The organism is Lysinibacillus irui, from assembly GCF_028877475.1.
GTDB lineage: Bacteria > Bacillota > Bacilli > Bacillales_A > Planococcaceae > Lysinibacillus > Lysinibacillus irui.
Map to the genome: position 1 here is coordinate 733,672 of NZ_CP113527.1, position 12,771 is coordinate 746,442.

Annotated in this window: 7 protein-coding genes; 6 read left to right on the plus strand and 1 reads right to left on the minus strand. The window is 36.8% G+C overall.

Translation table 11 applies throughout. The features are described from left to right. Positions 1 to 181 precede the first annotated feature (181 nt). The 6 genes from OU989_RS03480 (at position 182) to OU989_RS03505 (ending at position 10,440) form a co-directional block, all read left to right on the plus strand. Positions 182 to 1,648 (plus strand): UDP-N-acetylmuramoyl-L-alanyl-D-glutamate--2,6-diaminopimelate ligase, encoded by a 1,467-nt coding sequence (locus OU989_RS03480; protein ID WP_274795729.1) that lies wholly within the window; start codon positions 182 to 184, stop codon positions 1,646 to 1,648. Positions 1,649 to 1,783: 135 nt separating this feature from the next. Then, a complete protein-coding gene (locus OU989_RS03485) occupies positions 1,784 to 3,361 on the plus strand; it encodes a peptide chain release factor 3 (protein WP_274795730.1) in 1,578 nt (525 codons plus the stop codon). A 188-nt stretch (positions 3,362 to 3,549) separates the two neighbouring features. Further along, complete coding sequence (locus tag OU989_RS03490) at positions 3,550 to 6,603, plus strand: efflux RND transporter permease subunit (RefSeq protein WP_274795731.1); 3,054 nt, start codon at positions 3,550 to 3,552, stop codon at positions 6,601 to 6,603. Between the two features lie 18 nt (positions 6,604 to 6,621). Further along, positions 6,622 to 7,707, plus strand: coding sequence for an SDR family oxidoreductase (locus OU989_RS03495; protein ID WP_274795732.1), 1,086 nt, complete (start codon positions 6,622 to 6,624; stop codon positions 7,705 to 7,707). A 322-nt stretch (positions 7,708 to 8,029) separates the two neighbouring features. Beyond that, positions 8,030 to 8,794: a TerC family protein gene (locus OU989_RS03500; protein WP_274795733.1), complete on the plus strand. Its 765-nt coding sequence runs from the start codon at positions 8,030 to 8,032 to the stop codon at positions 8,792 to 8,794. A gap of 290 nt (positions 8,795 to 9,084) precedes the next feature. After that, positions 9,085 to 10,440, plus strand: a complete 1,356-nt coding sequence (locus tag OU989_RS03505) for a TrkH family potassium uptake protein (protein WP_274795735.1) — start codon at positions 9,085 to 9,087, stop codon at positions 10,438 to 10,440. Between the two features lie 316 nt (positions 10,441 to 10,756). On the opposite strand, the gene OU989_RS03510 is transcribed toward OU989_RS03505, so the two are convergent. Next, positions 10,757 to 12,496, minus strand: a complete 1,740-nt coding sequence (locus OU989_RS03510; RefSeq protein WP_274795736.1) for a B12-binding domain-containing radical SAM protein — start codon at positions 12,494 to 12,496, stop codon at positions 10,757 to 10,759. Between the last annotated feature and the right edge of the window lie 275 nt (positions 12,497 to 12,771).

A 12,771-nucleotide genomic window follows, 5' to 3' on the forward strand; every position in this document is an offset into this window, starting at 1 on the left:
ATAGGATTTTTTCTTCAAATGAAAGCGTTTTCGTTAAAAAAACAGACCGGAGGCATTTTATTTATCGTGAAATAAGTAGTAAAATAAGTTCAATAGAACGTGGGGGGATTCATATTGTCGTTTTTTGTCGAATGTTCAAAAATGATGACATGAGTGTAGAGATTGATTGGAGGACTATGAAATGTATGCAGAGGAATTGTTAAGCGCATTACCTTTGAAAAAAATAATTGGCGTACTGCCAGATCAAGTTAGTGATATCGTAGTGGATTCTAGAAGTGTGCAACCAAATAGCATGTTTGTTTGTATCAAAGGCTACACAGTGGATGGGCATGATTATGCACAAAAAGCTGTTGATGGTGGCGCAACAATTGTGGTAACGGAACGAAAATTACCATTAGGAGAGTCGATTGCACAAGTAATTGTAAAAGATACAGATCGCGCAGTAGGCTTACTTGCAGCAAAGTTCTTTGATTATCCTTCTAAGGACATTACGATGATTGGGGTAACTGGAACGAATGGTAAAACATCCGTCACAGGGATTATACAAAATATCATGCATGGGATGGGTGAAAAATCCGCCCTATCTGGTACAATTGGCTTTAATTTAAATGGTATTTTATATGAATCAGCCAATACTACGAGTGATGCGCTATCGACACAGCAAATGATTTTTCGAGCAAAAATGGAAGGCTGTCGGTTAATGACAATGGAGGTTTCATCACATGGGTTAGCACTTGGACGTTTAGCAGGTGTTGATTATGATGTTGCTATTTTTACAAATCTAACGCATGATCATCTTGATTTCCATGGTACGATGGAGGAATACGGCCATGCAAAAGGCTTATTATTCTCCCAACTTGGACAAGATTTAGAAAAGAATAAATTTGTTGTGTTAAATGCAGATGATGCCTGGTCAGAGCGGTATGCAGCGATGACACCATTTCCAGTGTGGACATATGGTTTAAAAAACGAAACGGCAGATTTCCGTGCCATTAATTGTGAATATCACGATTATATGACATCATTTGATGTGGAAATGCCAGAGGGAATTTATCGTGTGAAAATGAATTTACTTGGTGAATTCAATATTTACAATGTGTTGGCGGCAATGGTTGCATTTTATGCACGAGGTTATTCTATGGAAACTATTATTGAGCAAATTGAACAACTACCACCTGTCAAAGGACGTATGGAAAAAGTATGTTCAGATCTTCCAGTGCAAATGTTTATTGACTATGCTCATACACCAGACGCGATTGAAAAAGCGATTGAAGCAGCGCAGCCTTATAAAAAGGGCAAATTAATATTCTTAGTTGGAACAGGTGGTAATCGGGATAAATCAAAACGTCCTGCGATGGCTGAGAAAGCGTCAGCTGCGGAGTATGTTATTTTGACGACAGATGATCCACGCTATGAAGACTATGATAGTATTACAAGTGATCTTGCTAAAGGGATGCTTCATGATAATTATGCATGTATTGGCGATCGTGCAGAGGCTGTTCGTCATGCCATAGAGGTTGCAGAACCTGGAGACATGATTATTTTTGCTGGAAAAGGCCATGAGGATTATCAAATCATTGAGAATACAAAATTCCCACATAGTGATGCAGAAATTGCAATAGAAGCTGGCCGATTAAAATTCGTTTAATGAAAGAGAAAATCCTTGGAAACCCTTTTAGTTGTAACTAAAGGGTTTTCTTTTTGGAGATTTCATGTAAAAAGGTTGTACGAAAGGCAAGTCTTCTTTTATTATTATTAAGTATGAAAAAAGGAGAATGACGAGATGAATTCAAATTTAGAAAAAGATATACTATCGCGTCGTACTTTTGCCATCATCAGTCACCCTGATGCTGGGAAAACGACGATTACAGAAAAGCTTTTACTATTTGGTGGCGCCATTCGTGACGCAGGGACAGTAAAAGGGAAAAAAACAGGTAGGTTTGCAACATCTGACTGGATGGAAATTGAAAAGCAACGTGGGATTTCAGTTACCTCTTCAGTTATGCAATTTGATTATAACGGTTCACGAGTAAACATCTTAGACACACCTGGTCACCAAGATTTCTCTGAGGACACATATCGTACATTAATGGCTGTTGATAGTGCTGTCATGGTAGTAGATGCTGCCAAAGGGATCGAGGCACAAACATTAAAGCTATTTAAAGTTTGTAAAATGCGTGGTATTCCTATTTTTACATTTATTAACAAGTTAGACCGTCAAGGGAAAGAGCCACTTGAGCTAATTGAAGAGCTTGAGGAAGTTCTTGGAATCCACGCCTATCCAATGAACTGGCCAATTGGTATGGGTAAAGAGTTCCTTGGTATTTATGATCGATACAATAAGCGCATAGAGCAATTCCGTACGGAAGAAGCTGAACGTTTCCTACCAATTGACGACAATGGAGAGCTTGCTGTGGAGCACCCGATGAAAGTAACTTCTTACTATTCGCAAGCAATGGACGATATTATGTTGCTTGATGAGGCTGGGAATCAATATTCAGAGGAAAAAATTCGTCGTGGGGAATTGACACCTGTTTTCTTTGGTTCAGCATTAACAAACTTTGGTGTGCAAACATTTTTAGAAACGTATTTACAATTTGCACCGACACCACAACCTAGAATTACGGAAGATGAGCAATTTATTGACCCTGTTGAACATGAAGAGTTTTCAGGTTTCATTTTCAAAATTCAAGCGAATATGAATCCTGCACACCGTGACCGTATTGCTTTTGTACGTATCGTTTCAGGGAAATTTGAACGTGGTATGAATATGACACTATCTCGTACAGGTAAATCATTTAAAGTAACACAATCTACACAATTCCTTGCAGATGACCGTGAGACTGTGGATGAAGCCGTTGCTGGAGATATTATCGGTTTATATGATACAGGAACATATCAAATTGGTGACACAGTTGTAGGTGGTAAGAAAACATTCCAATTTGAGAAATTACCACAATTTACACCAGAGTTATTTGTACGTGTCACAGCGAAAAACGTTATGAAGTCGAAGCAATTCCATAAAGGGATTTTACAACTGGTACAAGAGGGCGCCATTCAATATTATAAAACATTGCATACAGAGGAAGTTATTCTTGGAGCAGTTGGTCAATTACAATTCGAAGTATTTGAGCATCGCATGAAGAATGAATATAATGTTGAAGTGAAGATGGAGCCAATTGGTTCAAAAATTGCACGTTGGATTGAAAATGAAGAGGACGTGAAAGAGTCTATGTCTTCAGGTCGATCTATGCTAGTGAAAGACCGATTTGACAATCTTGTTTTCCTATTTGAAAATGAATTTGCCATGCGTTGGTTTGCAGATAAAAACGAAAACATTAAACTATATAGTCTTTTATAATAGTGAAACACGAATCGACAATTTTGCGATTCGTGTTTTTTTGCAAGGGAAATTGACACTGTTTGTAGAATAAAACAGTATGAGGAAATATATTACACAAATTACTCGAAGGGAGCTTAGTCTATTTATAAAATAATCTCCTTTTCGGCTATCCTGAAAGGAAGAGGTAGAAAAAGGAGTTTGTTTATATGAATATTAGTCATTTTTCAATTAAAAGACCCGTCTTTACCATTGTTACAATGCTTCTTGTCATCTTACTAGGAGGCGTATCTTTATTAAAAATACCAATTACACTAATTCCAGAGTTAAATCCCCCTATTGGTGTTGTTGTCACTTCTTATCCTGGTGCAAGTCCAGCAGAGGTAAATGAGAAGATAACAAAGCCTTTAGAAGCTACACTTGCCACCTTACCAGGTATCAAAAAAATACAATCAACCTCTCAAGAAGGTTCTAATTTAATTGTACTTGAGTTCAATTGGTCTACGAACCTGGAAGATGTCCAACTTGATATTCTTCAAAGAATAGATATGACACCACTGCCAAATGATGCAGGGAAGCCTAGCTTCTTAAAATTTGATCCATCACAATTCCCTATTATTCAACTATCATTGCGTGCTGAAAATAAAAATGTAGATGTGCGTTTGTTAGCGGAGGACTTAGAGCAAGAGCTTCGACGGACAGAGGGTGTTGCTAGTGTAAATGTTTCTGGCAAATTGATAGAGGAAATCCAAATCATATTAGATGAAGCAAAGCTAGTAGAAAAAGGTCTAACACAAACAGACATTGTGCAAATAGTTCAAGCCAATAATGTTTCTCTTCCTGGTGATCCTGTCTCAACAGATGATGGCAAGATGTTAACAACACGTATTGTAAGTACATTATCTTCACCAGAAAGCATTGCTGATTTAATCGTTTCGGTAAACCCTTTAACAGGTGAAGCCATAACTGTTGGTGATCTTTCAACAGTGGAAAGAACAGAGCAACAATCTAGTACGACAACACGAGCAAATGAGTATCCAGCAGTCCTGATGTCTGTTTTGCAGGAATCTGGTGCAAATACCGCAGAAGTTTCGAAAGCGTTTCAGCAGACATTAGATGATTTATTAAAAAAAGAACAGTATGAGGGTATTACAGCAGATATATTAGTCGATCAAGGTAACTATGTAGATTTAGCTATTAGTAACATTGGTACTTCCTTAATTCTAGGTGGACTATTTGCGATGTTTATCCTATTTGTTTTTTTACGTAGTGTAAAAAGCCCGATTATTATTGGTATTGCCATCCCTTATTCGGTTATTGTGACATTTGTGTTGATGTTTTTTGCAGATTTTTCGCTCAATATTATGACGCTAGGTGCCCTGGCATTGGGAATTGGTATGCTTGTAGATAATGCCATAGTCGTGATTGAAAATATAGAAAGACATTTAGGCTTAGAAAAGGATCCGATTACTGCAGCTAAAGAAGGGACGAAGGAGGTAGCTCTTGCTATTACAGCTTCGACGTTAACAACAATAGCTGTATTTATTCCTGTTATGTTTATCGAAGGCTTGATAGGTCAAATTTTTACAGAATTTGCCTTAACCATTTCGTTCAGTTTAATAGCTTCGTTAGTCGTGGCCCTTACAGTTGTGCCAATGTTAGCAAGTCGACTTTTGAAAACGAAAAGTAGCAATTTTGATGTACAGCGCAGTAACTCGTTATTTTATAAGCGTTTCAAATCTTCGATTGTATGGGTATTACAGCACCGAATGTTAATCCTTGTTTTCACAGTAGTCTGTTTTGGTCTATCCTTTTTTGGGCTTACAAAAATAGGAACTGAATTTTTACCACCTACCGATGAAGGATTCACATCTATAAATATTAACCTTGAGAAGGGTGTCGCTGTCTCTGAAACAGAAAAAGTTGTTAAGCAAATTGAGGAACGTTTAAAGCAGGAAAAAGATGTGGAAGTTTATGTTAGTTTAATTGGCGGTACACAACAATCACAGGCACGTGGACAAGCCAGTCCTAATCAGGCCGAAATGTATGTGAAACTAGTGCCGTTAGAAGAAAGGCAACGTTCCATTTTTGAATTTGTTGAAGAGCTGGAGCAAGATTTACAGGGAGAGCTTGGGGAGCAAGCAGAGGTTACCTTTAATGTATCGACGGCAACAGGCTCTTCACCACATACGTTAACGTTCCGATTAACCGACTCGGACGAGCAAAGACTTCAGCAATCTGTTGATAAAGTGCTGCCAGCGCTACAAGCAATTCAAGAAGTAACAAATGTCACAACAGACTTAGATAATACTGTGGAAGAAATTCAAATTGAGGTTGATCGCGAAAGGGCAAAAGACTATGGTTTTGTACCCGCACAAATTGCTCAAAACGTCAATCAAATGACAAAAGGACAATTAACATCCCAACTAATTACAGAGGACGGTGCTGTGTTACCGGTTTATACAAGTTTTGGACAGACATTTAATAATAGTATAGATGCGCTCAAAACGATGCAACTTCGTTCCCCAGCAGGACTGTTTGTGAAATTAGAGGATGTAGCTACTATATCTATTCAGGAAGGTCCAGTATCCATTCGCCGTTCTGACCAGGCAGCAGCAGTAGCCTTTTTTGTTGACTATGAAACAAAGGAATCATTAGGGGGAATATCGGCAAAAGTAGATAAAGCATTAGAAGAAGTTAATTTACCACCTACTACGGAGATTGTTTTTAGTGGGGATCGTGAGCTTTATGATAGTGCAATTGATGACATGCTACTAGCAGTTATGTTAGCAATTGTCCTTGTATATATTGTTATGGCTGCTCAATTTGAGTCTTTTAAATATCCATTTGTTATTATGTTTTCAGTCCCATTAATGATTATAGGTGTCGCTATAGCTATGTTTTTAACACGAACTTTAATTGGTGTGACGTCTGTCATAGGCATCCTAGTGCTTGTAGGAATTGTCGTGAATAATGGTATTGTGCTGGTTGATTATATTAATCAACAAAAAGCGAAGGGTATATCAACCTTTGAGGCTATTTTACAGGCTACTCAAGATCGTCTTCGTCCAATTTTAATGACAGCGTTAACGACTATTTTAGGGTTGTTACCACTTGCATTAGGTATAGGTGAAGGGACAGAAATGAACCAACCGATGGGGATAGCTGTAATTGGAGGACTTGTAACCTCTACTTTACTTACTTTGTATATTGTACCCATTATTTATAGTTTAGTGGATAAAGAAACAAGAAAGATGCGCTAGATATAGGGGGAATGAGATATGAAAGTTCACTTTTTTACTGGTTTTCCAGGTTTCATTTCGAGTCAGCTCATTCGAACATTATTCCAAGAGAAACAAACGCAGCAGGTGATTGCCATTGTGCTGGCTGGTGAAACCATTAAAGCACAGAAGGAAAAAAACAAAATAGTAGAAGCGTTTCCTGACTGTTCGATTCGTATTATAGAGGGCGATATTACGTTGCCGAATTTAGGTTTAGACGATCAAATAATCAAAGAGATTGTCCCACAAATCGAGGTATTTTGGCATTTAGCCGCTATTTATGATTTAGCGGTGCCGCGAGATATTGCATGGAAAGTGAATGTCCATGGAACAACAATGGTCAATGACTTTGTGCGCACCTTACCTAATTTAAAACGCTATATGTATTTTAGCACGGCCTATGTAGCAGGTACTCGAGAAGGAGTCTTACGTGAAAATGAACTTATTCGACCACAAGCATTTAAAAACTATTATGAGGAAACAAAATATGAGGCTGAGCTTCGAGTGGAAGATTTAAAATCAGAAATACCTCTGACGATTATTAGACCTGGGATTGTAAGAGGGCATTCTAAAACTGGTGAAACCATTAAATTTGATGGACCTTACTTCTTTTTGAATTTGGTGGAACGCTTGAAGGGTCTACCGTTGATTCCGTATATTGGTCAATCTACATCGACGATTAACGTTGTGCCAATCGATTATATTTTAAATGCCTCTATTTTTTTGGCAAACGAACAAGGTGCAGAAGGTAAGACTCTTCATTTAACAGATCCCAAACCTCATCCTGTGCAGGAAGTATACCGTACAATGGTGAAACTGATGACAAATTCTTATCCAAAAGGGCGTATACCATTTACTCTGGCAAAGCTATCATTACAGATTCCTTTTATTCGAAAAAAACTAGGTGTCGAACAAGAAACATTAGATTATCTAACATGGAATGCCACATTTGACACCTCTGAAGCACAGTATATTTTACAAAAAGGTGATATTACATGCCCGGATTTTATACAGACAATGCCAAGAATGATTGATTTTTATTTAGCCCATAATAAGGATGAGAGCTATCACATTCAAATTAAGTAAAAAATAATATAGATATTTTTGTCAGTAGTAAATGATAGTGCTATAATGATTGAAAGAAGATACCTTCGACATTTGTCAAAGGGGAGTAGCTAACAGGAAATTAATTTACCTGGTTTCACATTCGTCAAGACATGGTTTTTGCCATCGGATGTGATAGTGAATGGCTCTATACGTAATGACGTGTAGATTGATGTACCAAAAAGAAATAAGGTACGAATTTACTTAGCGAGACCTTTGCCTGAATAAAGGCAGGGGTTTTTTTCTTTTGTACTTTAGATGAAATGGTCGTTTTTGGTATATAGAGCTTAGAGGAGGCACTAGAATGGAAACAATTTTATTACAATATGGCTGGGTATTGATTGTCCTTGTTGTATTAGAAGGATTACTCGCGGCTGATAACGCGGTAGTGATGGCTGTTATGGTCAAGCATTTACCACAAGAACAGCAAAAAAAGGCACTATTTTATGGATTATTTGGAGCACTGATTTTCCGATTTTCAGCGCTTTTTGTAATAACAGTGTTGGTAAACTATTGGCAAATCCAAGCGGTAGGAGCTGCCTATTTACTATTTATGTCTGCGAAAAACATCTATGATTTGCGTAAACATAAAGACGATGATGATGAAGAATCTACTGAAAAATCTGGGAAAAAGGGTTCTGGATTCTGGTTAACGGTTCTGAAGGTTGAAGCGGCAGATATTGCATTTGCTATCGATTCAATGCTGGCAGCAGTTGCTATTGCCGTAACTTTACCGCATTTAGGAGAATTTGATATAGGTGGTATCAATGGAGGACAGTTTATTGTTATGCTCCTTGGTGGATTTATCGGCGTCATTATGATGCGTTTTGCAGCACAATGGTTTGTTAAAGTATTAAATGACTATCCTTCACTTGAAACAGCCGCATTTTTAATCGTGGGATGGGTAGGTGTGAAGCTGGTTGTTTTAACATTAGCCCATGAAAAAGTTGGAATACTACCTGAAGAGTTTCCACATTCCACTGCGTGGGAGTTAACATTCTGGGTTGTCTTGCTAGCCATTGCATTTGTTGGCTATCTAGTAGGAGTTCGTAATAAAAAGAATAATTAGGGTTTTAAATACAATAAAGACAAGCATGAGAAAAAGAATTCTCATGCTTGTTTTTATTATTAAAATTTATTAACCTCGATACTATTCCTCCCCCATTTGACCACTTACTCCTTATTTTTTCTCCTCTGATTTGGTTATTCAACAAATGAATAAAGGTTTTAGTATACAAATTAAACCTTTGTCGACAAACTAGGATGTTTAGGTGTAACTATTCCTCTTTCTTTTTTTATGTATTTTTTCTATACTATTATCTATCTAGTTGGGCATCATATGTGGAAGGGGTTGTTAAAGTGCCTTGGAAAAAATCATCAAATAAACTTGTCACACCATTTCAGGTACTTGTTTCTTATTACTTTATAGCCATAGCGATTTCCTTCCTGTTATTACGGCTTCCAGGCGTTCAGCAAGAAGGTGTAAAAGTTTCGTTTTTAGATAGTTTGTTTACCGCAGTGAGTGCAGTAAGTGTCACAGGTTTAACAACTATTAATATTTCAGAAACCTATACAACCTTTGGACTTGTGATGATTCTTGTTATTTTACAGTTAGGTGCCATCGGTATTATGTCACTCGGTACCTTTGTATGGCTGCTAGTAGGGAAAAAAATTGGAATGCGTGAACGTCAATTAATTATGATTGATCATAATCAGTACAGTGTGTCAGGTGTTGTTAAATTAATTCGTGAAATTTTGAAAATTTTATTTGGTATTGAAGTGGTAGGTACGGTTATTTTAACACTACACTTCACCAATTACTTTGATACATTGGAAGAAGCGTTCTTGCATGGTGTGTTTGCTTCAATTTCGGCAACAACTAATGGTGGGTTTGATATTACAGGAATGAGCTTATTGCCTTTCCATGATGATTATTTTGTTCAAATGGTTACAATGGTGCTTATTGTGTTAGGTGCTATCGGTTTCCCGGTATTAATCGAATTGAAGACGTTTTTGCTTAATCGACGTGCGAATTTTCGCTTCAGTCTGTTTACCAAAATTACGACATCAACATACGCGGTATTATTTGTTGTTGGTGCTCTTGTCATTTTACTCCTTGAATCATTCCATTCCTTTAAAGAAATGTCTTGGCACGAGGCTCTTTTTTCAGCGATGTTTCATTCAGTATCAACGCGCTCCGCTGGATTAACAACTTACGATGTCACGACATTCAGTGAGGCAACAGATATTTTTATGAGTTTTCTCATGTTCATTGGTTCTTCGCCAAGTTCTGTTGGTGGGGGTATTCGAACAACGACATTTGCCTTGGCCATTTTATTTTTAATAACCTTTGCAAGGGGAAGAGAAGATATTCAAGTATTTGGGCGGGAAATTCATTTAATAGACGTCTTTCGTTCATTCGTGGTAATCCTATTAGCATTTTTTATGGTGTTAATTGCAACGATCATTTTGCTCATTACAGAACCACAAGCGTCACTTATTCAAATTATTTTTGAAATTACTTCTGCGTTCGGAACATGTGGTATGTCGTTAGGAATCACTTCCGATTTATCTGTGATTGGAAAAATCATTATCATTATTTTAATGTTTATAGGCCGAGTAGGTTTAATTTCATTCCTTTATACACTTGGTGGTGGGGGACGAGGTAAAAAATCAAGCTTCCATTATCCAAAAGAACGAGTTATTATTGGCTAATTTTTTAGAAGTATACGATGCTAATGTGTCATCATTTCATCGTATACTTCATATAAAAAAGTAAATTCCTTAAATTGTCATATAATTTTCAAAAAATTTAAAATTATATTTCCCGAAAGTAAAATTTCCTTGTGGGTATTATTTACAAAGCTTTTAGAGTATGTCTTTAAGGCATTTGCCCTAAAGTTTTGAAGCTTAGCTATGAATACTTGACTAATTATCTATTGATTCAGGAAGTCCATAAATAAAGGTTTTAGAAAAGTTTAAGACAGAAAAAAAGCTAGTCCTGATCGTTAGTAAGGACTAGCATTTCGTATTACATAGAATGAATTGTTGCAAAATAAGGTGCTTGGCCGTGACGGAAATAGGTTAACAAATAGCCATTTTTTTGTACAATTTTGCCATTCTTAAAATCTTGGTAATCAAGAGCATGAGGGATAATTAGTGTATGCTTAAATAATTCCTTCTCAGACAGCTTAAAGCTTGCAAATTCCTCACCTGCGATAGTTGGATCTTCACGTAAGGCATGATAAAGGGCCTTTTGTTGTTCTTCAGTTGGGCGTTCATTCCACCATAGTTTACGTGGCTGGAACTGCTGAGCCATTAAATAATCAAGCTGCATTAAGCTTTTGACAATGTTTAAATTTACACCATCCACCGTTTCTAAAAACATTAATAAGCGTTGGAATAAATCCTCCAACTGATGACCAATACGGGACCAACCTTTTGTTTCCCAATAAGTTCCGAAGTTTTGGAAAAAGTCAAAAGGTGTGTCAAAGACCTCTGTAACTAAATATTCGATGGTATGATCCATACGGTGATCATTCCAGTATTTCTCAAGAACATCCTCTGCATGTTTAATGCGAACGATATCATCAAATGTTAGAACATTATTAGAGAAAATTTCATATGGAGATATATCTACATAGGTATAGCCAAACTTTTCAGCCTCTAATCGAAGTCCAGTACCGCGTAGAAGCTTTAAAAATCCAAGCTGTAATTCCTCTGGACGCATAGCAAAAACGTCATTAAACGTCTGACGGAAGCTTGCATAATCTTCCTCTGGTAAACCAGCAATTAAATCTAAATGCTGATCTATTTTTCCGCCCTCTTTTACCATTGTCACCGTTCTTTTTAGTTTTTCAAAATTTTGGCGGCGTTTAACGAGTGTATTTGTTAAATCATTTGTAGATTGAACACCTATCTCAAAACGGAACAACCCTCTTGGTGCATTGTCATTTAAAAATTGGATAACTTCAGGTCGCATGATATCGGCAGTAATCTCAAACTGGAATACAACACCAGGTTGATGTTCATCAATTAAAAATTGGAACATTTCCATTGCATAGCTACGGCTTATATTGAAGGTACGATCTACGAATTTAATTGTTCGAGCACCATTATCCATTAAGAAACGAATATCTTCTTTAATTTTTTCACGGTTAAAATAGCGAACGCCTACTTCAATAGAAGATAAACAAAATTGGCAACTAAACGGACAGCCTCGACTTGTTTCGATGTACTGAATTCGTTTGCTAAGATGGGGAAGGTCCTCCTCGAAACGAAATGGGCTTGGCAATTCCCGTAGATCAATTTTTGGCGGCTGTGCGTGAATCTTTACTTTTCCATCCTCTAAATAACAAATCCCAGGAACATCCTCCAACAGTATCTCTCCGTGGAAATAGCGCAATAATTGTTTAAATGAAGTTTCGCCTTCACCCATAACAATAAAGTCTACTTCAGGTATACGGCGTAGCCAATGGTGAGAATCATAAGAAACTTCAGGTCCACCGAGCAAAATTTTAACATTTGGACAGACCGTTTTTAACATTTTAATCACGTGAATGGTTTCTTCGATATTCCAGATATAACAGCTAAATCCAACAATATCAGGTTTTTTTTGGAACAAATCTGATACAATATTAAAAGCAGGGTCTTTAATTGTATACTCTGCTATAATTGGATTAAACTCTGGTAAAGCTGCGCCTTTTAAATAGCGCAATGCTAAATTTGTGTGAATATACTTTGCGTTTAAAGTAGTTAAAATAGTATTCATTTAATAATCTTCCTTTCAACATCTTATTGTATCAGTCAAGTATCTGACATACAATATAATTCTTTTTACCTATTTATTTTGTGAACGGTTCGTGAAATAATTTAAAATACTTAAATTTACTAAATTTTGTAATAATAGAATCGTGCTGTCATAAAGTATAGTAAAGGCTCAAAATTCGATTTAGAGGTTTTTTACTCTTGTGAAAGGTTCGGTGAGAAAGTTGAAGCAAAATGATATTAATCAATGTTTTGGAAATCTTATGAAAAGTACTTCGT

Bases quoted from the DNA above. Each gene is read 5' to 3' on its own strand.
- OU989_RS03480 (WP_274795729.1), top strand. From the start codon at position 182: ATGTATGCAGAGGAATTGTTAAGCGCATTACCTTTGAAAAAAATAATT.
- OU989_RS03510 (WP_274795736.1), bottom strand. From the start codon at position 12,496: ATGAATACTATTTTAACTACTTTAAACGCAAAGTATATTCACACAAAT.
- OU989_RS03495 (WP_274795732.1), top strand. From the start codon at position 6,622: ATGAAAGTTCACTTTTTTACTGGTTTTCCAGGTTTCATTTCGAGTCAG.
- OU989_RS03500 (WP_274795733.1), top strand. From the start codon at position 8,030: ATGGAAACAATTTTATTACAATATGGCTGGGTATTGATTGTCCTTGTT.
- OU989_RS03485 (WP_274795730.1), top strand. From the start codon at position 1,784: ATGAATTCAAATTTAGAAAAAGATATACTATCGCGTCGTACTTTTGCC.
- OU989_RS03490 (WP_274795731.1), top strand. From the start codon at position 3,550: ATGAATATTAGTCATTTTTCAATTAAAAGACCCGTCTTTACCATTGTT.